This window comes from Porphyromonas cangingivalis, from assembly GCF_900638305.1.
Taxonomy (GTDB): domain Bacteria; phylum Bacteroidota; class Bacteroidia; order Bacteroidales; family Porphyromonadaceae; genus Porphyromonas_A; species Porphyromonas_A cangingivalis.
The window spans coordinates 1,109,493-1,136,085 of the sequence record NZ_LR134506.1; the positions used below are offsets into that span (position 1 = coordinate 1,109,493).

General features: G+C 46.6%; 24 protein-coding genes and 1 tRNA gene. 11 read left to right on the forward strand and 14 right to left on the reverse strand.

Going from position 1 to position 26,593, the window contains the following annotated elements; translation table 11 throughout:
- Positions 1-13 precede the first annotated feature (13 nt).
- The 8 genes from dut to EL262_RS04670 all read left to right on the forward strand — a co-directional run bounded on the left by dut (position 14) and on the right by EL262_RS04670 (position 6,889).
- Positions 14-463 carry a dUTP diphosphatase gene (gene dut, locus EL262_RS04635; RefSeq protein WP_025837078.1) on the forward strand — a complete coding sequence of 150 codons (450 nt, stop codon included), beginning with the start codon at positions 14-16 and terminating at the stop codon, positions 461-463.
- A gap of 143 nt (positions 464-606) precedes the next feature.
- A complete protein-coding gene (locus EL262_RS04640; protein ID WP_078735583.1) occupies positions 607-1,542 on the forward strand; it encodes a M48 family metallopeptidase in 936 nt (311 codons plus the stop codon).
- Between the two features lie 400 nt (positions 1,543-1,942).
- Positions 1,943-2,485, forward strand: coding sequence for a nitroreductase family protein (locus EL262_RS04645; RefSeq protein WP_025837074.1), 543 nt, complete (start codon positions 1,943-1,945; stop codon positions 2,483-2,485).
- Positions 2,478-3,290 (forward strand): Rossmann-like and DUF2520 domain-containing protein, encoded by an 813-nt coding sequence (locus EL262_RS04650; protein ID WP_025837072.1) that lies wholly within the window; start codon positions 2,478-2,480, stop codon positions 3,288-3,290. The genes EL262_RS04645 and EL262_RS04650 overlap by 8 nt, the downstream gene beginning before the upstream one ends.
- On the forward strand, positions 3,287-3,808 hold the full coding sequence (locus EL262_RS04655; protein WP_025837071.1) for a KdsC family phosphatase: 522 nt from the start codon (positions 3,287-3,289) through the stop codon (positions 3,806-3,808). Before EL262_RS04650 ends, EL262_RS04655 begins: the two co-directional genes overlap by 4 nt.
- A gap of 14 nt (positions 3,809-3,822) precedes the next feature.
- A complete protein-coding gene (locus EL262_RS04660; protein WP_126464359.1) occupies positions 3,823-4,437 on the forward strand; it encodes a Maf family nucleotide pyrophosphatase in 615 nt (204 codons plus the stop codon).
- A 39-nt stretch (positions 4,438-4,476) separates the two neighbouring features.
- Positions 4,477-6,447 carry a fructose-bisphosphatase class III gene (locus tag EL262_RS04665; protein ID WP_025837067.1) on the forward strand — a complete coding sequence of 657 codons (1,971 nt, stop codon included), beginning with the start codon at positions 4,477-4,479 and terminating at the stop codon, positions 6,445-6,447.
- Between the two features lie 274 nt (positions 6,448-6,721).
- Positions 6,722-6,889, forward strand: coding sequence for a DUF362 domain-containing protein (locus EL262_RS04670; RefSeq protein WP_078735584.1), 168 nt, complete (start codon positions 6,722-6,724; stop codon positions 6,887-6,889).
- A 364-nt stretch (positions 6,890-7,253) separates the two neighbouring features.
- Here EL262_RS04670 and EL262_RS04675 read toward each other — a convergent pair whose 3' ends face one another.
- The 14 genes from EL262_RS04675 to EL262_RS10040 form a co-directional block, all read right to left on the reverse strand.
- Positions 7,254-9,134, reverse strand: a complete 1,881-nt coding sequence (locus EL262_RS04675; RefSeq protein ID WP_159100492.1) for a hypothetical protein — start codon at positions 9,132-9,134, stop codon at positions 7,254-7,256.
- A gap of 338 nt (positions 9,135-9,472) precedes the next feature.
- Positions 9,473-10,927 (reverse strand): FimB/Mfa2 family fimbrial subunit, encoded by a 1,455-nt coding sequence (locus EL262_RS04680; RefSeq protein ID WP_025837063.1) that lies wholly within the window; start codon positions 10,925-10,927, stop codon positions 9,473-9,475.
- Between the two features lie 174 nt (positions 10,928-11,101).
- Positions 11,102-12,106 (reverse strand): FimB/Mfa2 family fimbrial subunit, encoded by a 1,005-nt coding sequence (locus tag EL262_RS04685; protein WP_025837062.1) that lies wholly within the window; start codon positions 12,104-12,106, stop codon positions 11,102-11,104.
- Positions 12,107-12,218: 112 nt separating this feature from the next.
- Entirely contained in the window at positions 12,219-13,703 is a 1,485-nt protein-coding gene (locus EL262_RS04690) for an Mfa1 family fimbria major subunit (RefSeq protein ID WP_025837060.1), read from the reverse strand.
- A 333-nt stretch (positions 13,704-14,036) separates the two neighbouring features.
- Positions 14,037-15,491: an Mfa1 family fimbria major subunit gene (locus EL262_RS04695; protein ID WP_078735585.1), complete on the reverse strand. Its 1,455-nt coding sequence runs from the start codon at positions 15,489-15,491 to the stop codon at positions 14,037-14,039.
- Positions 15,492-15,510: 19 nt separating this feature from the next.
- A complete protein-coding gene (locus EL262_RS04700; RefSeq protein WP_025837052.1) occupies positions 15,511-17,025 on the reverse strand; it encodes an Mfa1 family fimbria major subunit in 1,515 nt (504 codons plus the stop codon).
- A 40-nt stretch (positions 17,026-17,065) separates the two neighbouring features.
- Positions 17,066-18,535, reverse strand: a complete 1,470-nt coding sequence (locus EL262_RS04705; protein WP_025837051.1) for a DUF3868 domain-containing protein — start codon at positions 18,533-18,535, stop codon at positions 17,066-17,068.
- Between the two features lie 16 nt (positions 18,536-18,551).
- The gene (locus tag EL262_RS04710) at positions 18,552-19,124 is read right to left on the reverse strand and encodes a DUF3575 domain-containing protein (protein WP_078735586.1); all 573 of its coding nucleotides are present in this window, start codon (positions 19,122-19,124) and stop codon (positions 18,552-18,554) included.
- A gap of 627 nt (positions 19,125-19,751) precedes the next feature.
- Positions 19,752-20,447, reverse strand: a complete 696-nt coding sequence (locus tag EL262_RS04715; RefSeq protein ID WP_025837050.1) for an energy transducer TonB — start codon at positions 20,445-20,447, stop codon at positions 19,752-19,754.
- 119 nt (positions 20,448-20,566) lie between these two features.
- Complete coding sequence (locus EL262_RS04720; RefSeq protein WP_078735587.1) at positions 20,567-21,247, reverse strand: zinc metallopeptidase; 681 nt, start codon at positions 21,245-21,247, stop codon at positions 20,567-20,569.
- A gap of 51 nt (positions 21,248-21,298) precedes the next feature.
- The gene (locus tag EL262_RS04725) at positions 21,299-22,567 is read right to left on the reverse strand and encodes an adenylosuccinate synthase (protein ID WP_036852592.1); all 1,269 of its coding nucleotides are present in this window, start codon (positions 22,565-22,567) and stop codon (positions 21,299-21,301) included.
- A gap of 278 nt (positions 22,568-22,845) precedes the next feature.
- A complete protein-coding gene (locus EL262_RS10035) occupies positions 22,846-23,028 on the reverse strand; it encodes a hypothetical protein (protein ID WP_025837048.1) in 183 nt (60 codons plus the stop codon).
- A gap of 626 nt (positions 23,029-23,654) precedes the next feature.
- The gene (locus tag EL262_RS04730) at positions 23,655-24,017 is read right to left on the reverse strand and encodes a 3'-5' exonuclease (protein WP_164715433.1); all 363 of its coding nucleotides are present in this window, start codon (positions 24,015-24,017) and stop codon (positions 23,655-23,657) included.
- Positions 23,975-24,964, reverse strand: a complete 990-nt coding sequence (locus tag EL262_RS10040) for a UvrD-helicase domain-containing protein (protein ID WP_164715434.1) — start codon at positions 24,962-24,964, stop codon at positions 23,975-23,977. Before EL262_RS10040 ends, EL262_RS04730 begins: the two co-directional genes overlap by 43 nt.
- A gap of 193 nt (positions 24,965-25,157) precedes the next feature.
- Here EL262_RS10040 and EL262_RS04735 point away from each other — a divergent pair.
- The 3 genes from EL262_RS04735 (at position 25,158) to EL262_RS04745 (ending at position 26,586) form a co-directional block, all read left to right on the forward strand.
- Positions 25,158-25,228, forward strand: a tRNA-Cys gene (locus EL262_RS04735).
- A gap of 172 nt (positions 25,229-25,400) precedes the next feature.
- Entirely contained in the window at positions 25,401-26,018 is a 618-nt protein-coding gene (locus tag EL262_RS04740) for a riboflavin synthase (RefSeq protein WP_025837044.1), read from the forward strand.
- Between the two features lie 22 nt (positions 26,019-26,040).
- Entirely contained in the window at positions 26,041-26,586 is a 546-nt protein-coding gene (locus EL262_RS04745; RefSeq protein WP_025837042.1) for a nitroreductase family protein, read from the forward strand.
- Positions 26,587-26,593: the final 7 nt, after the last annotated feature.

Consider the following 26,593-nt stretch of genomic DNA (forward strand, 5'->3'; position numbering starts at 1 on the left):
AATCACCAAACCTATGGAAACGAACAAGACCACCGTCAAGATCATCAATAAAAGCCCCCATCCCCTACCCTCCTACGCGACCATTGCATCGGCAGGGATGGATGTCCACGCTCATATCACCGAGCCCCTCACCCTCGGACCTCTCGAACGCCAAGCCATCCCCACGGGGCTCTTCGTCGCTCTACCTGCAGGGTATGAGATGCAACTTCGTCCCCGAAGCGGTTGGGCTCTCAAACACGGTCTCACCCTCCTCAATACCCCCGGGACCATCGATGCCGATTATCGTGGAGAGATCAAGGTCATCCTTGCCAATGTATCCTCCGAGCCTTTCACCATCCGACCCGGTGATCGCATCTGCCAGATGGTCATCGCACGCTACACTCAGGTAGAATGGGAAGAAGTGGCCGAACTTGATGAGACCTCAAGGGGTGCAGGAGGCTTCGGGCATACAGGCAAGAAGTAAACCGACCACCGGGTCATTTATCTTCCCGGTCTGACCTTACACTTTGATTTCAAGCATACCAATGGGTTGTGTGTCAAGATACTTATTTTGACACACAACCCATTTTTCATATCTTTAGGCCACAAACCAATCCGTAAAAACCTATGCAACATCTATCACGACTATACAAGAGTACCAAGCTCTGGGCAACGGCACTCCTCGCGGGCTCCATCCTTGTCGGATGCTCATCCGTTCCCCTCACAGGTCGCAACAGACTCAACCTCGTCTCCGACAATGTCATCTTGGAAAGCAGTTTCAAACAGTACAACGACTTCATACGCAAGGCTCCCATCTCCAACGATGCCCGCCAGACCGAACGAGTGCGACGAATAGGCATCAATATCGCCCGTGCGACAGAGTCTTACCTCCGCACGCTGGGGATGGCGGACGAGATCTCGAAGTTCAAGTGGGAGTTCAACCTCGTCAAATCCGACCAAGTGAATGCTTTCTGCATGCCGGGAGGTAAGATCGTGGTCTACGAAGGGTTGCTCAGATACGCCTCTACCGACGACGAACTCGCCACCGTGATGTCTCACGAGGTGGCTCATGCCCTTGCCAAACACGCCAACGAGCGTATGAGCCAGCAGATCATGAAGCAGTACGGAGCTCAAGCCCTCAGCCTTGCTCTCTACGACAAGTCCTTTGCGACACGTCAGATCGCAGGTGTCGTATACGGCCTCGGGAGCGAACTCCTCGTGATGCTTCCATACAGCCGTACCCATGAATACGAAGCTGACCGTATAGGCCTCTATCTCATGGCGATCGCAGGATACAACCCCTCAAGTGCCGTGACCTTCTGGCAGAAGATGTCGGCAGGCAAAGGTGGAGACAAAGGCTCTGACATCTTCAGCACCCACCCCTCCGATGCCGGTCGTATCAAGGCCATCCAAGAAGAGTTGCCCAAGGTGGATGCCACCCTCCGTGGCAAAGACACAAAGACTCTACCACAGTCGTCCACTGCCAAACGCCTTCAAAATCAAGAACAAAAAGCCTCTTCCTCCAAGAACAAACAAAGAGGCACGATCAAAACACATTATTGAGGTATAAGACCCTCGCCCGACATAAGAAGGGGCTACATCAGGACCAACTCCCGATGTAGCCCCTTTTGTGTTCTTGCAACCACCACCCCGCCACCTCATCCTCACACCTTCACGACTTCGGGACATTCTTTCAGACGACAGAATGTATTCTGTCTCGCGACAGAAAGTTTTCTGTTGCCTGACAGAAAACTCCCCGTAAGATAACAAAATAAGATAAAGTCAAACAAAAAAACTCTGCCTCCAAAAAGAAAGGGCAAAGCATGACAAACATTGGGCAGATGATGTTATCTTTGTGAATAGGGGAAGTTGCGGATAGTTGCCAAAGGCTTGTAACACCTACCGACACCCGATACCGAGGACTATGACATTGCTCCGTGAGCAACGATATTTTTTTACTGATATGTCACACATCAACTTCATCAGCAGCAAGCGAAGGACGGTAAGGACGTTTTTGGAGGCCTCGATCGAGGCTGAGGATCTAAGGGACATCTTGGAGACAGCTCTGAAGGCACCTACTTCACGCAACCGTCGTGCCACCCATTTCGTCGTCATCGAAGACAAGGAGCGACTCGATCGTCTCTCCCGATGCAAGCCTTCGGGTGCCGATCCCATCCGTGCCGGCTCACTTGCCATCGCTGTATGTGCCGATACGACGAGGGCTGCCCGACCTTATATCGACTGCGCCATAGCCGCATCCTATATACAACTGGCAGTGACCGATCTTGACTTGGGCTCGTGCTGGGTGCATGTGCACGACTCGATGGGGGCAGAGGAGGTCGTCCGTGCCGAACTTGGACTTCCTCCCACGAGCGCAGTCCTCTGTATCATCGCCATAGGCTTGCCGAAGGATGAAGATCTTGACCCACGCAAAGAGGATATAGAGTGGGAAAGAGTGTTTATCGAAACGTTTGAAGATCGCAATACCGTCTCCACCAATGAATAACAGTCGTACCTTCATCACTATCGGCAGTGGCAGTGTTGCCACCCATCTCTCGAAGGCTCTTGTGGTTTCGGGGATGTCGTGTCGGGGGGTGTATAGCCGTACGAAAGCCCATGCGGAGGAGTTGGCTCGGGCTCTGGGTAGTAAGTGTCTGGCTTCTGTCGATGAGGCTTGGGAGAGTGATGTGGACTTTGTCCTCCTTGCCGTGAGTGACAATGCCCTTGTCCGACTTTCGGAAGAGATGTCTGACGGCCGTGCCATCGCTCCTATTGTCCTTCATACCTCGGGCGCCACACCGATGGATGTCCTTCAAAGGGCGAAGGATCATGGAGTGCTGTATCCGCTCCAGACCTTCAGCAAAGAGAGGGAGCTCACCGTCTCGGACATTCCCCTCTTCCTCGAAGCATCTTCATCTCGTAGCAGAGTGATGCTGGAGGAGATCGCCCACGCCTTGGGGACAAAGCAAATCACCTTCTGCAACAGTCTACAGCGGAGGTACCTGCACGTGGCTGCTGTCTTTGCGTGCAACTTTGTCAATCATATGTATGCCTCTGCCTACGAGGTCATGGATATGGGCGACTTGCCACCCGAAACCCTTATACCTCTTATGAGGGAGACCCTAAACAAACTAAACACGATGTCACCGACAGCCGGTCAGACAGGCCCTGCGGTTCGTGGTGACAGTGCAACGATAGAGAGACATCTCGAACTCCTACAGAATCGCTCCGACCTCAGTCTCTTATACACGGAGGTCAGTCGATCGATCACCGACAAGTATAGCAAACACAATAGAGATAAAGGATTATGAGCAAGGTCAGTATAGATATTTCGACATTCGAAGCCGTCATCTTCGACGTCGATGGCGTACTTTCGCAAATCACCATACCGATGGGACCTGATGGTGTCCCTCAGCGTACGGTCAATGTCCGAGACGGATATGCCATCAAGACGGCCATAGAGAAAGGGATCGTCGTGGGTATCATCACAGGGGGCTACTCTGAAAACCTTCCCAAACGTTACGAGAGCCTCGGTATGAAGCACATCTATATGAAGGTGCCTTATAAGATAGAGGCTTTGAGAGATTTTATCTCAAGGACAGGTATATCGGCAGAGAAGATCATCTACGTGGGCGATGACCTCCCCGACATCGAGGTGATGCAGTACTGCGGATTCAGCGTGGCTCCGGCAGACGCTGCACCCGAGGTCAAGGCCATAGCAAAATACATCTCCCCCGTCTGCGGAGGGATGGGTGTGGCCAGAGATATCCTTGAGGAACTTCTGAAGGTGAAGCACCTCTGGATGAACGAAGCTGCTTTCGGTTGGTAACGAACAATAAAGACATGGCGCAAAGCATGGAAGCTCCCATAAATGCCCTCCTTGGCAATCGGAGAGTCGTTCTCGGCTCACAGTCCCCTCGTCGGATACAACTCCTTGGCGAACTCGGTCTGCACATCACGGTGCGTCCGTCAGAGGTCGAAGAAGTCTATCCCGAAAGTTTGCCGATAGAGGAAGTGGCACCCTTCTTGTCTCGCCTCAAAGCAGACAGCCTACGCCCTTCACTGAGCGACGAGGAGATCCTGATCACGGCAGACACGGTGGTGCTGCTTGAGGGCGAACTCCTTGGCAAGCCCACCGACCTGGATCATGCCCGAGACTTCCTCCATCGACTGAGTGGCAAGATAAATACGGTCATCACAGGCTACACCATCATGGATGCCCACGGCAAGGTCATTGCCGGACAAGCAGTGAGCAAAATCAAATTTGCCCCTCTTGAGGAGAGTGAGATCGAATACTACATCCGCAGGTGCGAGGTCTTGGACAAGGCCGGAGCTTATGGGGTACAGGACTGGATAGGCCTCATTGCCGTGGAAGACATACAAGGCTCGTACAACAACATCATAGGACTGCCGACGGCTCTCATATATAGAGACCTCAAAGCTTTCTTGTCGAAATAACATAAACAATCGGACTAACAATAAAATAATACTACATATATGGCTCAAAAGAAATACGACAAAGAGTACTTGAAGTTGCTGGCCAAGCAGTTCCCCTCTGCCACAGCAGCAGCAACAGAGATCATCAACCTTAAAGCGATCCTAAGCCTGCCCAAGGGGACAGAGCACTTCTTGGCAGACATTCATGGAGAAGATGAAGCCTTCAGACATGTCTTGCAGAATGCTTCAGGCAGTATCCGTCGCAAGGTGGATGAGATATTCGGGACCTCTGTACGTCAGGAAGAGAAGCGAGAGCTATGTACCCTGATCTACTACCCCAACGAGATCATGGACATCATCCGTAAGCGTGAAAGCAACATCGAGGACTGGTACATGGTGATCCTCAACCAGTTGGTGCAGGTGTGTCGCAAGGTGGGTGAGAAGTACACACGTAGCAAGGTGCGCAAGGCCTTGCCCTCGAAGTACAGTTATATCATCCAAGAGCTTCTGCACGAAGATGCCACAAACACGCACAAAACGATGTACTATCAAAGCATCTTCAACACGATCATCCAGACAGGCAAAGCGGAAGACTTCATCGCTGCAATATGTAAGACCATCAAGCGTCTCGTCATCGACAAGCTCCACATCGTGGGAGATATCTATGACCGTGGCCCTGGGGCTCATCACATCATGGACACCCTCGATGGGTATCACAACTGGGATATGCAGTGGGGCAACCACGACATGGTATGGATGGGGGCGGCTTGTGGCAACGCGGCTTCGATGGCAAATGTCATGCGTATCTCTTTGCGTTATGCCAATCTCAACACCATCGAAGAGGGCTATGGCATCAACCTCCTACCCCTTGCTCGTTTTGCCATGAAGGTCTATGCGGATGATCCTTGTACGGTCTTCATGCCTAAGTTGGCCACTGCCGACCGTGTCTATGATGAGGGTAGTGTGTACCTACTGGCTCAGATGCACAAAGCGATCTCCATCATGCAATTCAAGCTTGAGTATCAGATCATCAAGAGACATCCGGAGTACAAGATGGAAGGACGCAACCTCCTCCATCTCATCGATAAGGAAGCCGGCACGATCACCCTCCCTTCGGGTAAAACTTATCCTCTCTTGGACAAGAACTTCCCGACCATAGATCCGAAAGACCCATATACCCTCACAGCAGAGGAGCAAGAGGTGGTGGATCGCCTGATGGAGTGCTTCCGTCGCAGCGAGAAGCTCCAGCACCATATCGGTCTGATGTACAAGTACGGCAGCATGTTCTTGGCGACAAATGACAACCTCCTCTATCACGCTTCGGTACCCCTTAACGAGGATAGGAGCTTCAAAGAGGTGGAGATCGAGGGCAAAAGATATGCCGGAAAAGCGTTGTACGAAAAAATAGACAGCCTCGTCCGTGAAGCTCATGTGGGCAGAAAACGCAAAGCCCCCAAGAGCAAGACTCAGTCGGCAATAGACTTCATGTGGTATCTGTGGTGTGGACCGGACTCTCCGCTCTTTGACAAAGATGCAATGACGACACTGGAGCGTTATTTCATCGAAGACAAAGAGACCCACAAAGAAAACAAGGGGTACTACTTCGTCTACCGTAAGGAGGAAGAAATGTGCATCAGGATCCTCCAGGAGTTTGGACTCGCAGGACCTGACTGTCACATCATCAACGGACACGTACCGGTCAAAGCGATCAAAGGCGAACTGCCGATACAAGCCAATGGTCGTATGATGCTCATCGATGGAGGCTTCAGCCATGCCTACCAAAAAAGCACGGGTATAGCCGGATATACACTTATCTACAACTCTCACGGTTTGCACCTGGTACAGCACGAACCGTTCAGTTCGACCCAAGAGGCTATCGAAAACATGGATGACATCCAAAGCTCTACTGTCGTCAAGACGAGCAGCAGCCACCGCATCCTCGTCGCTGATACGGACAATGGAAAGATACTCCAAAGCGAGGTCGATGCTCTACAAGCCCTGCTCGAAGCCTACAAATACGGCAAGATCTAATCAAATAGGTATATAGGTACCACAAAAAAGGTCTCATCGATGACATATCGATGAGACCTTTTTATGATCTGAATAATAGACACTTACAAAAACAAAACACTCATAATAGGTAGAAAAAAACAAAAAAATAAGGGATGTCACCCCATTTTTTATACCTACTTATAGGTATATATTGAAATTATGCAGTATATTTGCAGTGTAATTAGGGGATGATGCTCATCTCTACTTGGATTTGAAATTAACAAAACAAACAACTCATAAACTCATTATTATTATGGCACACGTAATTTCTGACAGCTGTGTAGCATGCGGATCTTGTATCGACGAATGTCCAGTATCTGCAATCTCTGAAGGTGATATCTATGTAATCGACGCTGATGCTTGCATCGACTGCGGTGCATGCGCAGGTGCATGTCCTTCTGATGCTATCTCAGCTCAATAAGACAACGCAAAAAGGATATTAAAGAAACACTCATTCTTTCGAGGAGCGATGGATCTCAGATCCGTCGCTCCTTTTTTATACGGCCACCTGGAGTTACTTCTTAAAGAACAGAAAGCCCTTCTGCACGTGCGACATAAAGAACTATAAGATCTCCTCCTAAAAACGAATACAACCGGCTGTATATGTTCAATCTACCATAATCGACCAAGTAAATCTCATAGCTAAAGGCATACACATCAACAAAAACAGAACCACCCCAACTCATATACATCATTAGACATGAATATATGAGCAGGGGCAAGTCTGTCCTATTGCATATCAGAGGTTATCCGACCATTATGGTTTACACAAGACTCTAAAAAAACTAAACTGCCGGATTTGCGGGCATGACAAAATTAATATACGTAACACCCTCCATAAAATGCTCCATACCGGGTGTGACACCGGATGTTGGCGGTTTATAATAAACTGATAAAACAGCTGTCATTGGGTATGGGTAGTAATAGTCCGGACTCTTGATACGTATACTGTAAACATCCGGTTCTTCGACCTTTACGATCACAAATTCAATAGGGAATGAGCTTTCTCCAATAACCTGAGGACGTTCTACCCAAAGAAAAGGAGGATAAAGCCCCTTGATACGTATAATCTCTCTATCGGGAAGTTTGACCACCTCTGAGGCATAGAAATTTCGAGCAGACACATTCATGATCTTCCGAGCATTACCGGCATCAATTTTAAAGACAGCCCTTACATCGGCAGGTTTCTTCTCGGTCATTTCCGGCCAATAGTAGAAGAATAGCCCCATGGGACGATCGTACCCAGCACTTTTTATGAAATCCCCTTTGGAAATAGCATCTTTAGAATCATTCCCTGGCCATATAAACCGAGTATCCTTCTTTGGAAGTCTGAAAACGGGTCCACCACCCTCGTCATCAATAGGCATCGGAAAATCTTGTAGAGGACTGAGTTTGAAAGCAGCTCCGAATGGAGTCGAACCACTGTTTCCTGAAATAGGTTTGGGTTTAGGTTTGGGTTTAGGCTTAGGTGAAGGACCGGGTGAAGGAGGCTCAGGTGTATCCCCACCATCATCTGGAGAGGAATATTCAGGATTGTTTTCATCGATGCGCTTAAGATTCACCCTATCATAGGTAGACAATTTATGGACATTATGAAGCAAGTCGTCAGTAACTTCATAAGCCCTAATGCTTGCTTTTATATCCTTAGTATCATCCGGTCCCTTAATATCTACGAAGCCCGCAGAAACAGAACGATAATAATAACTAGTGGATCCTGCCATATCCATATCAAAATATCTATCCTGAGGAAGATATATAATCAAAAGATTCTCCCAGGATGCCGAGATCAGGTACTGCCCGGTATGAGTCAAAGATGATTGATTATTGGCCGTCACAACCATCTTATATAGGATGTTTGTCGGAGGGTTGCTCATAGCCTCATCTTCCGTCTCATACCCATGCGATTTTGCACTTGTAACGGTAAATGTATAAGCATTATTTCTCTGAATCGGTTGATAAGTAAGAGTAGGAGCCGGGGCACCTGATCTGGATATATAGTTACGATCGTTAAAGTCCATGCGATAGTAACGAAACTTTTCCTGTCCGGGTGTAGCTTCGACTGTCTTAACCTTATACTTGATAATGATTGAAGGGCGTCTCTGCTCTCCTCTGATGTCTGTATCTATATTGGAAAAATTGTTCGTCTCGGGAATGAAGGCAATATTATTTGCGGATAGAGTCACATAATCCACGACTCCGGCATAACCATCAGTGAGAGCAGCCCCGGCTGGCCTATAGATCTCCCCCTCGTCGGGGATATCCAATATCTTCCACTGTATATCTTGAGGATCAACTCCCGAAAGAGAACCAGTAGCATCTGCACCCTCAGGAATGTCAATGACCAACTTCACGCGGGCAACAGAACGCTTCAGTTGCACCTCACGTGAACCAGAAGCTGTCCAAGTGAGCTCCCCAGACATCGGGATACTCAAAGTCCCACCGGCAATATGTTCGGTCTTTATATGCCAGTCACCTTGAGTGATATTTCCAGGGAAAGCAGAAGAAATATCTGACACAGTTGAAGTCCCCACAGTCAGGTTCGACAGATTTACCCGATAGACATTGGCAATGACAATCAAGGTTTCGCCTTGGGTCGGAGTTTCCTTAAGAGTAATCGTTGGATTGGCAGGCAATCCGGAAGCATTTTCAACCTCTTCTGCCTTCACAAACTTTCCCTCAGCATCAAATCGTAAAATGTAGAGGTTGTCTATGGCAGTGTCTCGGAGATCTCGTTCACTCCTAAAATTGACTTCCGTACTCGGAGTCACACGTATGTTCAATACCGCAGCGGAAGAAGTTCCTTGATCCGGTTCATAAGTATCCATGCATCCGGAAAGAGGAAGTAGAAATAACATCATTACTACGATCGTCCTCCAAGAGATGGATAAAAAATAACTTTTACGTATCATGTGTAAGTATATTGACATAAAGCGTTATTTGCCTTGTATTTTGCAAGCTAAGTCTCTAAAAACAGTAATATCCTATAATGAAACACGACCAATTCTTAAATCGGATTGGGATAAGGGTCAGGATCATCCGGTGGTGGCCAGAAAGGGATATCTCCCTCTTGAGGAGACCTTAGATAAAGTCTGACAAGTACCTCGAAAGCCCCAACTTCGTCATCTGAGGCCGCAGAATGATTGCTATGCAATCGGACGTTATATGGTCTGCTTAGATTTCTACCAGAATCGGGATCCCACTTCTTAGCCACCTTAACATAGATATAGCCTTGTGTATCCCCTGATAGTTCTTGTTTATCTCGGTTGAGGAGTTTCAACTGCTTGATCCAAGGAGCAGTATCGAGGGGATCGATATCCCCTAATCCAACAGGATGACTGCTGTAATAAGGGATATAGTAATCTTCTTCAGCATCTTCTAATTTACCTATAAAGATGACTTGATCAGGGACATGCAAGAATGAACCAAAAGGTGGTGGCGTAAACTCGACCGTCTCCCACTCTTTGACCTTTATCCTGACATCATTATTATCTGGTTGCGATGGATTTTCAGGCCTTATCGTAAACTCGACAGTGTAGTGGGTGTTACGCAAGATGGCGTTGGGAGAAAGCAATGTATGCTCCAAATCTCTATAACCTTGTTGATTGTAGTCATCATACGTTTCGTGTGTGAGCTTGAAGGTCTTGTTCAACTCATTCTCGCCCTTTATGGTGATCTTTACAGCATTCTCTAGATCTTGAGCCTTGTAATGGATAAACTCAGGGATGTAGAAAGTAAGTTTACCAATCTCTTCAGTGTCGTACTTGAAGCCCTTTTGTGTCAACTTTGCTTTGTCCCATGAGAAAGAGAATGTGGCATCACTTACTCCTGTATAAGCAGTCAAGAAATCATGATCGTATGGAGGTACGGAATAATACTGTGGGATGTTAGCCACCTCAATGCTTGTAATCTCCTTGTAAGGAGTGGCAGGCGCAGGGACAGTCAAAAGCCTTGGGTCATTTTTGAAGACAAGATCAACCCGAGCATAAGCTCTAAGCATCTTGATGACATAGTCTTTGCTTGTCGGATGTCCCTGAGGATTAAAACACCATGGATTGCCGGGGTTGGTATAGTCTTCGTCAGGAATAGCAACACTCTTATATCTTGCTGACATCGCAATGCCTTCGGGTCGGATGGCAAATACATCACCGACATATTTGATCTTGCGAAAAACATCATTCGTATCGAACTCTGTAATATACCTCATCGCTCCAAGAGCATTAGTGACATCAGCACCCATAGCCTCTTGATTGGCAAAGAAGTAGAAGTCATACGTACCTTTGGGGAGCTTTATGGCATCACTCACCATGTGTGTACCGTTATCAGAGAGATTAACGTTATTCTTGTAAACGACGGATCCATCCAAGGAGCTCGCAACGAGGACGTACATATTCAAGATCTTACTTTCGTCTTGAGCATTCGGGTCCGGGTTTGCTCGTAAAGCAAACTTCAGATAGACCATAGAGTCATCAGCCTGCTTTCCCCTTACCTCCCTCTCTGTCCGACATGAAGACAAAGAGAAAATAACGAGGCACAGCAGTGACAACCATGACCATTGTAATATATATTGTCGTATACTCATTAGATATTTACCTTGATTATCATTAGAGTTATTACACTATCATAGGTTGGAAACTTATCCCACAATATTGATCGATTGCTTACGGATCAACCAACCGTTGACCTCAACCAAGAAGCTCAAGAAATCAGCATCTTTGCCAATGATGAAGACAATACGATAGCTGTCTTCTCTGTCGAAGTACTCCTGAAGAGGCATCTTCATCTGGCTGACAAATCGCATCTCACTCAAAAACTGATTGATATCGCAGTTAAGCAACACCTTGCCTGTCACCTTGTCTGTGATGACAAGCGTAGTAGGTCTCTGAGCCAAAAGGCGCAACGTTGACACCTCAAACCATGCTCCCGGATATTTGGCACCTTTCAAATCACTTCCAAAGTCTCCGACAGCGTATGGGAGATAAACTGTAGACTCGTCAGTGCCAATAGCATTTGCTCCCGTAAGAGTGCCATTTTGTGCTACAAGGCGGATATCATAGTTCACCACAGAAGGTAACAACTGATCAGGATTGTCTGAGTAGATCACAAAACGGATCTTATTGGTATCCTTCATGAGGGAGACAGTAGCCTCTTGGTGCTCCTCTCCGGTGACAACGACATTCTCCAATATTCCATGGAAAAGCGGTGTCAGATCTTGCTTCAAAGTAGCTCCGTCCTTTGTATTCACGTTGAGACGAAAATCACCAATCTTTGACTTACCGACAGTAAGTGGAGTGGTCTTGTACAATTGATCTTTCAGTCCCGACCAAACGACAAAGGTGTACTTACCCGGAATGAGATCAAGCACAGCAGTATTACCACTTGTCATCTGTGAGCGTTCGATCCTCTTGCTCGTCACGAAACTCCCCTCTGCCTCATATACAAAGACATCGACATAGTCCACTTCGTTCGCAAAGGCATCGGCATACTTCATGTTAAAGTCGTACTTGAACTTCAAACGGAAAGTACATGGCACCGGATCATTAAAAAGCGTGCTATCGCACCCTGCCAACAAAAATGAAGCAAGGAGTATAAGTCCATAAAAGCGGTGAAGACCGGTTGTTCTAAAAACTTTATTCTGCATGTCTCTTATTATTTGTTGTTTTTGAGTCTGTCAAGGATCTACATCAAGACCTTGAGAGTCATCATTTTCTTGTTATACTTTGGTATTAGCCATCGTCAAAGAATTGTCCATATCACAAATCGTGTGAGACCTTACGTACAGTCCAAGGCTCTACACTGATATTGAATACAATATTTTGCTTATCCGGTTCGGGATCTTCGGGATCGGGTGTTGGGATAAAGGGCTTTCCGGGCTCAAGGACGGCCTTAAGATTAACCGTATATTCATTGTTACGTACGATACCGTAATAACCATAGGCATCCGGACCGGAAGTAAGCCCCCTACCAAAGTGCTGTATGGGGACACGGTAAAACACCCTGCCCTTATAGTAGATCTTTACATTTCCTTTGATCTGCGCCTTTTCTTCATAAGGAGCATTCTGAATCACTTCCTGAACGAAGCCTTCAGGTGCTCCAGGAAGCATTCCCTCATTCTTATTGATGTCGTCGATCATCTTCTTAAACACTTCGTAGCTATAGAAGTACTGATCCTTGTAGCTTACCCATGTCTTCCCTTCCTCCATATTAGCGGGATAATACTCCATAGCAAAAATGACAGAGGTCGTAGATACGGGATAATGTCTCCCTGCAGCCATTGTGTTTTCAGGGATATAAATGGATCGATACTCTTGTCCCTCCTCGGCTATCGGGGAAAACTGAGTTAGATCTGAGGTCTCATAGTCTGTCCTATACTTGAAGACGTTCGAAAGATCTTGCCATCGTGCTGCAGAGTAATCCTCATCAAAGTTCATGTCTACGGCGTACCTCTGTTCTCTCGCTGAAGTATCGCCGAGCTTCTCCGCCACACCGGTAGAAAGGTTGCCGAGCTTTCGTAGCAGATAACTCTTTTTGTTGGTGACATCGACCGACCAATTTATATTTTTCACTTTGACACCCTCCTTGACCACAAGACCATCCTGATGTTTCTTGATAGAGAGTTTGGCCAGCATTCTATCGACCGCAAGAGTCACGGGATTTTTCTCAGCCTCAAGAGTCGAGCTATGAAGATCGACCTTGCGTACTTCCACAGGACCTTGAGCATTGGACATCACAAACTCAGGGAAAGTCGTAGGAGTGATGATCAACCGGGCATCGACCGGGTCAAGGATCGCAGAGTAAGGTCTACCGACGGAGGTCAGTTCTCGTATCTCCTGAATAGGATTGATAAACACCAATACCTTGTAATCATGCTTGGGCACTTCAATCCCCACAGTAACAAAACTGTCGGGACTGCGATACTCAGGCACGGTACTGACATCATCACCACCGATCTCATCTATATCCGAACTGATCCGAAGATCCTTGGTCAAAACGACATTGTCCGTCTCCTTGTCATAGAGAACGACATAGACAGCCTTGACATTACTCTCTTCACTATCAGTCAAGTGTTGTCGGAGCATGGGTCTTCCGGAGGATTTACCTTTCACCGAAGGGATACCTACCTTGAAAGCCATGTAAGCCTTCTCCCCCTTAGATTCGGAAGAGGATAGCATATCTTGCTTGCACGAAAGTGGAAGTAATATGAATAATATGGCGACGAGGCCTCTGATTAACTTCATTATGCGATTAAAATTTTATTCGATCTCTTAGGAGAGACCTTACTCTCACTATAAGGACACTGTACCCTTTATTCTTAAAAGTTATCGATGGGACGGATTCTGTCCGGCAACAGAATGTCCTCTGACTAAAGACAGAATGTCTTCTGACCAAGGACAGAAAACTTTTTGCCCTACTCCGACACACTTCACCTCTTCTTTCGAAGAGCACAAATTGTGTCTGAAAGAGAAGAAGATCCGCCTACGGGAGATATAGTCATGTCCCCACTCGAAGGTATCGAGACGTTCTCTCCGACAATCTTGTCGAAGAGAAGCATCTCCTATACTTTCAGCACCTTAAAGAGATATATTTTGAGTACGGATGTACCAGTAGTTCACAGATATATTAAAGGAAATGTATGTATCCTTCTTATCATCAGGCGTATTTGGATCAGGAGGTGTATTTTTAGGCTCACCCGGGATCGAAACAGACTTGATATTAACAGTGTAGACATTATTGCGGACAAGGCCATAGCGACCATAAGACATCTTGTCAGGACTGACATTGTCCCCAAAGTGACGGATAGGGATTCGATAGTAACATACACCATCCTTGAATATGGATAAATGGGGTTCTTTCAAGGCCTCATCAGGATAGGCACTCTTTGTCTTCATTTCATCAACAAATCCGGTAGGCATATCCAAAGAAGCATCTGTAGCACCGGAATTCTTTGCCTCTTGGATTTTTGTATTGAAGTCATCAAGGTGCATCTTCTTACCTCTGTAAAGAACCCAAGTTTTGCCTTTCTGCAGTCCTGAGGGGGTATAGACAAGTTTCAAGAAAACTTGTGTTGTCGCCACAGTGTACTGCTTCTCTTTCGCCATAGTATTCTCAAGGACATACATTGCAGTCGTGGCGTTCGCAGTGACCAACGAAGTAGGTACCGTGATGTAATCAAACTCTGCCGCAAGATCAGTAGAGCTCATTGTGTCGTAATTACCGTCAAAGTTAGGATCCGTTGCATAGCGCATGGCTCGGTCCGAATTATCCCCCTGTGCTTCCATCGTGAGTGTACCACCAAGGGGGGCAAACTTCCTCATAAGGAAACTCTTTTTATTGGTCACATCAAGCGTCCATTCCAAATCACTTACAGCATCACCTACGGTCTTTGCAACGACACCTTCACCGTTTACGACAACCTTTGCGACAACTCTGTCTACAGTCACACGTACAGGTGCAGCCTCCGCCTCTGCGACAGAGGGTTTCAAGGCCGAGCTTGAGATACTCACTAGACCTTGTTCATTGGTCATCTGTATGTGCCCATCATTGTGAAGTAGATCATCCTTACCGAGGACTGCATCAAGCTCAGTGGCACGACGCCCCTTTTGAGTCGCTTCGAGAATACGAGCCGTAGGATTTAAGAAGACTGCAATCTTGTAATCTTGCTTCTTGACCATCTGAGCAACGGTCACAAATCGGCTTGAAGTCGCAGAAGTCGCATTAGAGATATCATTCCCGACAAAGTTCTCACCACTCTTGCCACTATACTTGATATCAAAAGAGAAGTTGTAGTCGACATCGTTGGTTGTCGCATTGTAGAGGACAACGAGGACTTTGGATATTTTATTCTCTGCCTCTGTTCCGACCTCTGTTTCAGCTCTCAGAGAGGACGCAGCCGGGATATTTACGCCGAAAGATACAAAGACATCCCCGGAGTTTTGGTCATCACCCTTGGGGGTATTATCCTTATTGCAGGCAACGACCGAAAAAGCCATTACCATTACGATGATTGATCTAAAAATAGCGTTCATAAGTCTATATCTTTATAGATTACAATTCTACATCTTGAGTACGAGAGACCCATGGATTCACTCGAACATCAAAAGAGACATAGTCATTCTTCTTGTCATCGGGAGTGGTTGGTGTAGGAGGAGTGATCTTGGGTTCTCCGGGGATCTTGATCTCAGAAAGTGTGCAGTTGTACACGTTGTTTCTTACGATACCGTAACGACCATAGCCCATGACGGTATCGACCAAATCATCAGAGAAGTGACGAATGGGCACACGATAATAGCAAAGACCATTTTTGTAGATACTGAGGTTTGGTTCTTTTAGACTTTCATCTGCAAAATCACCTTTTCCTTTCATTTCGGCAACAAAGCCGTCAGGCATCCCTAATCCATGGTCAGTTGCATCATGAGCTTGTGCTTGTTGTACTTTTTGATTAAAGTCTGTCAAATGCATCTTCTTACCACGGTAGTTTACCCAAGTCTGACCCTTAGTAAGATCCTTTGGAGTGTAAGTTGCCTTGATGATGATCTGTGTAGTTGCGACAAGGAACTGCTTGCTTGCCTCCATTGTATTTTCAAGAGCGTATGCAAACTTTGACTCTCCCCCAATGACAGAGATTGAATTAAATGTCGGATTACTGTTAAGATCAATATAATTGAACTCTTCACCCAAATCATTTGCTGTCAAAGTATTATACTCGCCATTATAGTTAGGGTCGATTGCATAACGAGATTGGCGAGAAGATCCATCGTTTAGGACCTCCTGTGTCCCCGAAAGAAGTGGAGCAAGTTTTCGCATCCAATAAGTCTTCTTGTTGGTCACATCAAGGATCCACTCTACATCACTGACCTTATCTCCAATAGTATTGGTGTATGATGCTTCTCCGATAAGAGTCACCTTGGCAACAGCTCTATCGACAATGACCTTGATAGGATTCTTCTGTGCCTCATCAGCAGTTGGCTTTAGAGCTGTACTTGGCACAGGAATAAGACCTTGTTCGTTGCTCATAAGAATGGGTTGTCCGACCTGTGCATTAATGATATCTGCAGTTACAGGAGCGTCCAACTCTGACTTATTCTTTCCGACAGCTGTAATTTCTTTGATCTTTGCATTAGGATTCAAGAAGATGGCAACATGATAGTCCGCCTTCTTGACCTTTCTTGCCACAGAGATGAAAGAGCTATTGGTCGGCACACCTGTTCCCACGTTTGGCAAGTCTTGCCCATATCCCGGAAAGACATCTGTCCCGGTAAAAGCCTGATCCTCTGCGCCGGTTCTTTTCGCATCCAATTCCCAAGCGTATTCAACCAAACTTGTCTCTTGACTATACAGAACGACAAGAACATTATTTACAGTCATTTCTGCCGGAGTTCCCGGCTCGGTAGGAATAGCAGCTGCCCTTACGCTCGGACCTTCGGGAACTCTGAAGCCGACCGCCATGTAAGCATCACCGATTGTTTCATCAATGGTAGTATTGTTCGGAGTGTTTTCCTTGCTACACGCAATCACACCCAAGGCAACCACTGTTGCCACAAAAACTTTAAGAAACCTCATAATTTACTGTTGTTATTATATTTGTCAAATACGAATCCGATTAATTCTTCCTTATGCCTTTAGCCTCCTGTGCTTCTTGTTTATTCACTTCTTCTAAGTTATGTCGGGCAGAGGCATCACCTTGTGCAATGGCTCTATTGAGATACTTCTTTGCCGAAGCCCAATCCCTCTCACGGGCATAAGCAACACCAAGATTGTTCCATGCTTTTGGATTTTCGTTTATCTTGACGAGTCTGTTGAGAGCGACCTGTACATTTCCGCTCTCGATGTCAGCCGCCGAAGCATTGATGATGGCCACAGATTCTTGTGGGAACATCCTTACTGCAACATCAAAAACCTCCCTAAATTCAGGTGTATCTACACCATAAGACTGAGCAACGAGATACATCTCGTTGAGACTGAGTTGCTGTGGCTTAACCTTGATGATGGATCGAGCCTCTTTGAGATTGAAAGCACGCACAGTGTAACCGATGGCACAGTCATTACGACGAAGAGATGGGTAGATATCTCTCAGGAGTGTTGTGTAAACTTTGAGTTTCTTAAGCTTGGCCTCTCTTGGATCAGGCTCCACATTCGAATTGATGATGGCCAAGATTTCCTCTTTATTGTCAAAAGATGATGCTTCGACAGCCCTCTTCAAGCCATCCCAATCTTCACTATGCCAATTCACCACAAACATCTTCTTATCGAGAGCATGAGCACCGGTGAGATAAGAGGCAAAAGACTCAGCTCTTCCCTTAGACAAGTAAACATTATGCTTATAACCACCTTCAGGAGAAGCATAGCCATCGATGACGATATCGGTGACAGTGATGTTTTTGTCATCTTTGAGATCCTTCACGAGTTTGTCCACGCGAGCAAACTCCTTGGCATTGTCTCCGAAGTCAGCTCTAAGTTCTGTCCGATTGACCACATAACCAAAAGATGCACTGAAACGCTCCGTGCGTCTCTTTATTGTCTCGGCCTCAGGCACAATGTATGTGAGCTCGTACTTAGGCTCTATATACATGGGGAATAGATGATCCTTCAAAAGAAGTATATCGGTCAATATTCCGCACGAAGCACAGCCGATGACAGTTTCCTTTACTTCAAGAGATGCATCTTCCATCCATCCTTGCAAGGGCGCGCGCTCATAGTAGGATATCTGCTGTTCAGAGTTATTGACACGCTTCACGGCTATCAAGTCCTTAGGCACACCGAAGGATTTCAAGTCACCGGTGACAACAGCCCTGTCATAAAACTTCTGCTTACGACTACCATTGACGAGTAGAGATTTCATCTCATAGGCATCCCCCGTCTGATTGGAGCGAATGATCGGTGTGATGATTACGGCGTGATCACGCCCCAGCATAAGCTGAGACACATCGACATTGACGGCCACGCCTACTTTATCACCAAGTCTCTCGATAGACAGATCTTTGAATTGGATCTGCTCCTTATATTTCTCTTGTGCAACTGCCGCTGAGACAAACAAAAACAAGCACGATAGTATTACTAATCTTCTAATCATGATGACTGTCGTATTCTTATTTAATTACATAAATCAGAGACAAGGCCGCTTTGGTCACGCCCAAGTAATCCTTCTTACCACTATCGAGTTTAGAGCCACAGTTGGCACATCTGAACTTATCGTAGTACATCCTTAGATATCCCGCACCGATACTGAGTTCGAGATTCCATCGACTACCCAAGTACCACTGATGCCCATAAGTCAGTCCTCCACCATAAAAAGACCCTTGGTAGCGATAATCCTTGAGATGTTTCAAGTCCCCTATCGGGATGTCCCAACCTCCAACATTGTACTGCCCTCCAGAGCCATGAATGCCCAAGAAGTGTCCATTAAATGACTCACAAAACCAATAGCGCAACTCCGGCTGAACAAACCAATGCTTGAATTGCTTACCATCAATGGGACGAAACAGATTTCCTCCCCCATTGACATCAAAAGTAAACTTCTTTCCCATCCTAAACTCCAATCCGGCATTAGGACTCATGATACCCCAGTAGGGCAAATTTGTTTTCACAACAAACCTCTGAGCATGAGACGAGAATACCAATGCTGTCACCAATAAAACAGCAACAAAAAAACGTCTAATCATACGATAAGATCTAATGAAATATATTTTAGTAAAGTGTGATTTATAGAAAGTTCTATATACAAATATGGCATTGTTGGCACAAATGTATACATTTTATTTTATAAAAACAATCATTATAATTAATAAACTGTTTTTCGCCATATTTTCTCATTAGAAGAAGCGTATTTAGAGCATTACTATATTTTCTTCTAATTTTCGCCTTACTTCCAATGCTAATATAGTAAACGAATGAATATTATAAATAAGATAATAAAGAAGATAAAAGATCAACAAAAGAGAAATCAAACAACAATACCGTCCCACTCAAAAAAGTAAAAGCTACAACAGGCAGATAGAGCTAATGCTGTGGAAAGAGGGTGACCACCACAACGACTATCTTCAAAGAAGTAAAACAAATCAAAGTACCTCAAAAAGAGGATGGAATATATGTGCCGAATACACGTGTGCCGTTCATTGGGCACACATCAGTGCCTAAATCATCATACTCATCTCTGCCCAGCTTTCACAAGTCCTTTTAACGCAATATGAACGGAGAGAAAAAAGAGAGCGGTGTCACAACTTTATGGTTGTGGCACCGCTCTTATATTATGTATGAATGCACCGAAGTGCAGGAGATACACTATCTCATTATCTCAAACGGAAGTTTACGGGGATTGTGAAGCGGCAACGCACAGGCTTACCTGTCTGCATACCGGGCTTCCACTTAGGCATAGACTTCACGACTCTGATAGCTTCCTTGTCGAGTGATGGGTCCACACCACGGAGCACCTTCACATCGGACACTGAACCGTCTCTCTCAACGACGAACCCGACCATGACACGACCTTGGATACCGTTTTCAGATGCAATCGTAGGATAGACGACATTCTTTGAGAGGAACTTCATCATCTCAGTCTCACCACCAGGGAACTCAGGCATCTCTTCAAGGAATTCGAAAATCTGATCATCCTGCACTGTTTCGGCACGACCTGTACCGGCAGAAGGGGGAGCAAAGATTGCTTGTTGCTTGTTCTCATTGTCATCGGTAGAGATGATCTCGACCTGCTCGATATTCACATCATTTTCCACGACATTGATTTCCTCAGCGATTGCAGGCGCAGGAGGCGGTGGTGGAGGTGGAGCCTGATTGTCATCGGGAGGAGTGATCTCGATGTTCTCTATCTCTTCGACAACCTGATTACTGCTGATGTCTTGGAATTTAATCTCCTTTTGCCCCAGCTCAAATGCCGTAAAGACAACAGCCAGCGCAACGACCAAACCCATAAGGAAATAGAGCTGCTTGTTGTTCTCCAAGTTAGCTTGTTTGGATTTCTTTACTTCCATAGTAGTTCGTATTTGGTGTTATTATATTGTTTGCAATCCAGTCTGCCTACAAATATACACTATTTTCCTGACTTTTTGTATTGGCAGGTTAGATAATGTTAATTATTGCATACTTTGCCTTAATCTCTTCGTCCGAGGAAGACCGACACATAATATAGGAGTGTGACGAGAGACCCCAGTGCAGCGACGACATAAGTGTAAGCTGCGCTCTTGAGGGCATCAAATGTCATGGGTTGTTGCTGTGGTGAAGTCACACCGGCCTGCTTGAGCCAGACCAAAGCCCTCTTGCTTGCATCGATCTCGACGGGGAGAGTGACGAAACTGAAGAGCGTGGTCATCGCAAAGAGGATGATACCGATGAGCAACAAGCTCGGGAAGCTATTAACCAAGACAATGCCGGCCAAAAGAACCCAATTCACAATGTTTGAAGCGAAAGAGACAATAGGCACGAGTGCCGATCTCATCTGTAGAGGGGCATAAGCCCTTGCGTGTTGTATGGCATGACCTGTCTCATGAGCCGCGACAGCAGCCGCAGCAACGCTATTGACCGCATAGACCCCTTCACTGAGATTGATGGTCTTGTTTGCAGGGTTATAATGGTCGGTAAGCATACCATTAGTGGATATCACACGCACATCGGTGATGCCACTGTCGGCAAGCATCTTCTCGGCAATCTCTTTGCCGGTCATGCCACTTGCCAGAGGCACAGCCGAATACTTCTTAAACTTTGCTTGCAGTCTCATCGAGACTATAGCCCCTATGATCGGGACAATCAGCATGAGCCACCAGATATTAATCATTGATTTTTGAGTGCTGTTTTGTTGATGAGTAATAAAGTTGTACAAATCCCATCACTTCTTTCGGACGATCGTCTGCTTGCGATCAGGGCCGACCGAAACAATAGAAATGGGCACACCGAGGTAAGACTCGATGAAGCGGATGTATTCGTTGAACGGCTCGGAGAAGTCTGCCTCGTCACAACACTGTGTCATGTCGGTCTGCCACCCCTTGAAGCTCTTGTAGAGGGGCTTGATCTCAGCTGTCGTGTCGAATGGGAAGTGCTCGGTCTTCTCTCCGTTGATCTCATAGGCGACACAAACCTTGATCTCCTCAAAGTCGTCAAGGACATCACTCTTCATCATGATGAGGTCTGTCACACCATTGAGCATAGTAGTGTACTTGAGCGCCACGAGGTCGAGCCATCCGCACCTACGCTTTCGACCGGTCACGGAGCCGAACTCCCTACCCTTGTCGCACATGGTCTCACCGATTTCGTCAAACAGTTCGGTAGGAAAAGGACCCGCACCGACACGTGTACAATAAGCCTTGAAGATACCGTACACATTACCTATATGTCGTGGCGAGATCCCGAGACCTATACAGCAACCTGCCGAAACGGTGTTTGACGACGTCACGAACGGATAAGATCCGAAGTCAATATCCAAGAGAGACCCCTGTGCCCCTTCGGCCAAGACACTTTTGTCCGCCTTGAGGATATCATTGATATAATATTCACTATCTATGAGCGTAAACTCCCTGAGGTAAGAAATAGAGTCAAGCCAAGCCTTTTCGAGTTCGGAGAAGTCCGCCACTTCACCCATAGACGACAGGATATCGATGTGGCGCGCTTTTGCCTTGGCATACTTAGCCTCGAAGTCGGACAAAATATCCCCGACACGCAAGCCGTTGCGACTCACCTTGTCGGTATAAGTAGGACCGATGCCCTTACCTGTAGTACCGATCTTGGCATCTCCCTTGCGTGCTTCGTTGGCAGCATCAAGGAGGCGGTGTGTCGGCATGATGAGGTGAGCCTTCTTAGAGATATAGAGACGCTCCTTGAGGTTGATGCCGGACTTTGCGAGCCCTTCTGCTTCTTCCATGAAGAGTAGCGGATCCAAGACAACACCATTACCTATAGCGTTGATCTTTCCGCCTTGGAAGATACCCGAAGGTATGGACCTCAAGACATACTTCTTTCCGTCAAACTCCAAGGTATGTCCGGCATTGGGACCGCCCTGAAAGCGTGCGATCAAGTCATAGTGTGGGGTAAGCACATCGACAACCTTACCTTTACCCTCATCTCCCCATTGTAGTCCGAGGAGGACGTCTACTTTTTTCATCTTATAGTTTGGTCTTGTTACTTATGTTCTTCGGTCGATGACATGGGTTGTGTTCTTATTGTGTTTCTGCCATGACCTTACTCCACAAAGATAGGCAAAAGGTATCAATCTCGGCTTTTATCCGAGAGCAAAATCCACACTTTCGGGATCAATCAAACAATCAATATATGTACAAAGCTCTCACGACCTTCATCGTAGGCAAGAGACAAATCAAAAAAAACAAATGAGGGTGTCCCGACACTGTCAACACCCTCTCACGCTGATATGGATTAACGACACTACCCTCTCTTATCCGAGGGAAGCAAGAATACTAAAAGTGAAAAAAACATCGAGAAAGCAACACCGGCAAATACGGCATCTTTGTCCTCACCAAATATGGTTGTCTCGGAAAACCAAGTAAGCACCATTGCAAGCGCTATTGACGCGAAAAATGCGATTATATATTTCCTCTTATCTCTCATTGTAGTTGATTTGCAGCGTTAGTGACAGACCCCGCCCGTACCGACAATCCAATTTAATAAGAAATACACATAAAACAAAAAAAATATCATTTTTTCACCTTGTGCAGATTCAAGTATCAAGTACAAATTCAGAGCGATAGGATGAAGAACAATTGTACCGGAGCAAGGCAACCGCATTAAATTTGGAGTAGTTTTTTTTGAGATAGTCTATATTGAGTCCGGCTTTGAACAATCTCTTTCGTAAGGACAGCACCTAAGTTCACATTACCATTGATGTAATTATAGTAAAAATCCTATGGATCAACCATATACCACCTGAGTGTGATGTAAGGAAAAGTCATAACACATCACCCCTTAGAACAACAAGCATATCAGATAGTTACCAAGAGTGGATATTACCTCTCACGACCGTCGTCATCGAATCTTACGACTTTCGTCATCAAGCTCTACGACTTTCGCCATCGAATCTTACGACTTTTTTGAAGCGACTCCGATATGAAGTACATATTTTGATTTATGCCCACTTACCGTCTTTGTGGCGTACCCCTCAAGCCGAACGGATATATCTGAACGTATAAAAGTTAAAACGAAACACAAACACCCTGTCCTATACCGAAAGAGCCAATTTACTTGGAGCCGAACTTGACAAACATCGCTTCCATACGGAGGAGTTTATTCATCTGTGCCTGACCCATGGAATAAAAAAGTCGAGGATCGAGCATGGATACGAAAGGTGAAAGCTCACCTGTGTAAGTCAGCACTAACCCTTGCTTGGCTCTCGACATTGCGACATAGAGTTCGCGTGCATCCATCTCTGCCGAAGTCGGACCATAGGGATAGACGCCATCAGCGACATTGTACACCACCACGTGGTCATAGTCTTGACGACCGGCCTCACGGACGGTAGAGAGGGTCAGCCTGTCCGAAAGGAGGTGATGCCTCTCCATCACTTGAGCAAGTCGTCGGACTTCTCCGTCTGTTCGTGCCAAAACCGCCACCCTATGATCGGATATGACGAGAGACTGCCGCACGAAGACTGCCACAATACTCTCCTGCACCTCCTCACTCGGAGTAGCGGCCAAAATCGGCAGTTCCGCTCCTCCTTCCGACATGACAGAGCTCCCTTCTTGAGAGCCCCCCTATACGCAGAAAGCATCTGCGCCAGTGAGGGGGACGAGCGACGATTGTGGGTCAACTCGAAGACCTTATCCACCCCAAGCACTTCGACCAAAGGCCGCTTGTCGGCATCGGAGGAAAGTCTCTGCCCTTCGTCTCCGGCGAAGAGCACTGTCACTCCTTCCGCCGTCGCCAACTTCTCTATGATGGCAAGATGGAGAGCAGAAGCATCCTGCACATCATCCACATATATCCGATCGTAAGTCGGGTAAGCCCGATCACCGTCTCCCGCACGCAAGAGAGCGACACAAGTCTCCATCAAAAGATCGTCGTCATCGACAAGACCTTTATCCTTCTTGTGATCTATATATGAGGATGCCAGACCTCTGTAACGAAGATTGGCATGGCGATGCACTTGCAGTCCTTCGGGCAGGCCAAGCTCTTTCTCTCGGATCATGCAGGCGCAGTCAGTGATCGCCCTGATCTCCTCAGGACGATATTCAAGTCGAGAGAGTCGGGAGATAATCTCCAACTTGTCACACTCATTCAGCCGCGAGACAGAAGGAGATAAGAGAGCATGATCAGACAAAAAACGATGGCAAAAGTCGACAAACGACAAGAAATCCCCACTCGCACCCTCATCGACTCTCCCGATAGAGAGGTTGAGGGAGTTTACGGGTTCAAATCCACACTTCTCCCTCATTATCAATGACCTCTGTCTGAGGATCTCCGTCTTACCTGTCCCTGCGATGCCGGAGATCAAGGCCCGACCACCTTCGAAATCAAGAGCCGAGCATATCTCCATATCTGATTGTATCATTATGATTTGCAATATCTAATGGTGATGTAGTGGCAAAATTAGTCATCCTCGGACGAATACACAATTGTCCCTCGAGAGATATAACGCACAAGATGTCTGCACAAACGAATTAGTCACTCATTTATTTGGATTATTCATTTTTTTGTACGACCTTTGCAAAACCGTTAGGAGACCCTCACGGTGATCAAGTTTTGGTTCCTTGGCCGAGTGGTTAGGCACCGGTCTGCAAAACCGTTTACGGCGGTTCGAGTCCGCCAGGAACCTCCCCTCCCCCCGGAAGGCTTTGAGAAATGAATTTCGTATGAAATCGGCTCAAAGCCTTCATTCTTTTTTTACGCCTCAATACTTTTTGGCTCCATTTACGCCCATCCATGTGCGGAATATTCGCTAACTTTGAAAGTTAGGAGTATATAAATAACATAAAATCATATCAATCATGTTTTCTGGAATCATAGAGTGCGCGGCTGTAGTCCGTGCGATCAATACAGAGAAAGATAACGACAATGTACACTTGACGTTACATTGCCCATTCGTGGACGAACTGAAGATCGATCAGAGCGTGGCACACAACGGCGTATGCCTCACCGTGGTACACATATCGGACGACAAGACCGAATACACCGTCACAGCCATCAAAGAAACCCTCGAAAGATCAAACCTCGGCGACCTCAAGGTGGGCGATCAGGTCAATCTCGAGCGTAGCATGCCTGTCAACGGGCGTCTCGATGGGCACATCGTCCAAGGACACGTGGACACCACAGGTCTTTGCACAAAGATCGAAGATGCCGATGGCAGCACCTACTTTACGATTGAGTACGAAGTAGATAATGCTATGGCTCGCAAGGGATATGTAACCGTCGAGAAGGGATCTGTCTGCGTCAATGGCGTGAGTCTCACAGTATGCGACTCGACAAAAAACTCGTTCAGAGTGGCGATAATCCCCTATACCTTGGAGCATACCAACTTCTGCACACTTGAGGTGGGCAAAAGGGTGAACCTCGAATTTGACATCGTGGGCAAATACCTCGCTCGCATGATGGAGTTTGTACAGTAATCGCCCCCATCCGCAAAAAGACATGAGCATCTACGACCTCATCCGTAAGAGACAAAGCGATCGAAAGTATGATCCGACAAGAAAGATCCCTCGTGAAATCATCGACCGAATCTTGGAAGCAGGACGCTTGTCTCCCTCGGCTTGCAACGCACAGCCGTGGAAGTTCGTTGTTGTGGACGAAGAGGACAAGTGTGCAGAGGTCGCAGCAGCTCTGACTTCGGTGGCAACGGGCACCATGAACAAGTTTGCGGCAACTGCTCCGGCATTCATCGTCATCGTGGAAGAACCAGTCAATGTGGCTTCGCGCATCGGTGGATGGCTGCTGGGACAGCACTTCGCCCACTTGGACATCGGCATAGCAGCCGAACACATGGTGCTTGCGGCAACCGAAGAGGGACTCGGGACTTGTCTCATCGGCTGGTGTGACGAGAAGAAAATACGTAAGACACTGGAGATTCCGAAGGGTAAAAGGATACCTATCATCATCACTCTGGGCTATTCCCTCGAAGATGAAAAGAAAAAAGTCCGCAAACCCACAGATAAAGTGGTATCATACAACAAATACTAACACATCC

Coding starts and splice junctions, on each gene's coding strand:
- EL262_RS04685 (WP_025837062.1), bottom strand. CDS start 12,106: ATGCAGAATAAAGTTTTTAGAACAACCGGTCTTCACCGCTTTTATGGA.
- EL262_RS04645 (WP_025837074.1), top strand. CDS start 1,943: ATGTCACACATCAACTTCATCAGCAGCAAGCGAAGGACGGTAAGGACG.
- EL262_RS04710 (WP_078735586.1), bottom strand. CDS start 19,124: ATGATTAGACGTTTTTTTGTTGCTGTTTTATTGGTGACAGCATTGGTA.
- EL262_RS04725 (WP_036852592.1), bottom strand. CDS start 22,567: ATGAAAAAAGTAGACGTCCTCCTCGGACTACAATGGGGAGATGAGGGT.
- EL262_RS04660 (WP_126464359.1), top strand. CDS start 3,823: ATGGCGCAAAGCATGGAAGCTCCCATAAATGCCCTCCTTGGCAATCGG.
- EL262_RS04670 (WP_078735584.1), top strand. CDS start 6,722: ATGGCACACGTAATTTCTGACAGCTGTGTAGCATGCGGATCTTGTATC.
- EL262_RS04665 (WP_025837067.1), top strand. CDS start 4,477: ATGGCTCAAAAGAAATACGACAAAGAGTACTTGAAGTTGCTGGCCAAG.
- EL262_RS04705 (WP_025837051.1), bottom strand. CDS start 18,535: ATGATTAGAAGATTAGTAATACTATCGTGCTTGTTTTTGTTTGTCTCA.
- EL262_RS04655 (WP_025837071.1), top strand. CDS start 3,287: ATGAGCAAGGTCAGTATAGATATTTCGACATTCGAAGCCGTCATCTTC.
- EL262_RS04740 (WP_025837044.1), top strand. CDS start 25,401: ATGTTTTCTGGAATCATAGAGTGCGCGGCTGTAGTCCGTGCGATCAAT.
- EL262_RS04700 (WP_025837052.1), bottom strand. CDS start 17,025: ATGAGGTTTCTTAAAGTTTTTGTGGCAACAGTGGTTGCCTTGGGTGTG.
- EL262_RS10035 (WP_025837048.1), bottom strand. CDS start 23,028: ATGAGAGATAAGAGGAAATATATAATCGCATTTTTCGCGTCAATAGCG.
- EL262_RS04695 (WP_078735585.1), bottom strand. CDS start 15,491: ATGAACGCTATTTTTAGATCAATCATCGTAATGGTAATGGCTTTTTCG.
- EL262_RS04680 (WP_025837063.1), bottom strand. CDS start 10,927: ATGGTCTATCTGAAGTTTGCTTTACGAGCAAACCCGGACCCGAATGCT.
- EL262_RS04640 (WP_078735583.1), top strand. CDS start 607: ATGCAACATCTATCACGACTATACAAGAGTACCAAGCTCTGGGCAACG.
- EL262_RS04690 (WP_025837060.1), bottom strand. CDS start 13,703: ATGAAGTTAATCAGAGGCCTCGTCGCCATATTATTCATATTACTTCCA.
- EL262_RS04715 (WP_025837050.1), bottom strand. CDS start 20,447: ATGGAAGTAAAGAAATCCAAACAAGCTAACTTGGAGAACAACAAGCAG.
- EL262_RS10040 (WP_164715434.1), bottom strand. CDS start 24,964: ATGATACAATCAGATATGGAGATATGCTCGGCTCTTGATTTCGAAGGT.
- dut (WP_025837078.1), top strand. CDS start 14: ATGGAAACGAACAAGACCACCGTCAAGATCATCAATAAAAGCCCCCAT.
- EL262_RS04745 (WP_025837042.1), top strand. CDS start 26,041: ATGAGCATCTACGACCTCATCCGTAAGAGACAAAGCGATCGAAAGTAT.
- EL262_RS04650 (WP_025837072.1), top strand. CDS start 2,478: ATGAATAACAGTCGTACCTTCATCACTATCGGCAGTGGCAGTGTTGCC.
- EL262_RS04720 (WP_078735587.1), bottom strand. CDS start 21,247: ATGATTAATATCTGGTGGCTCATGCTGATTGTCCCGATCATAGGGGCT.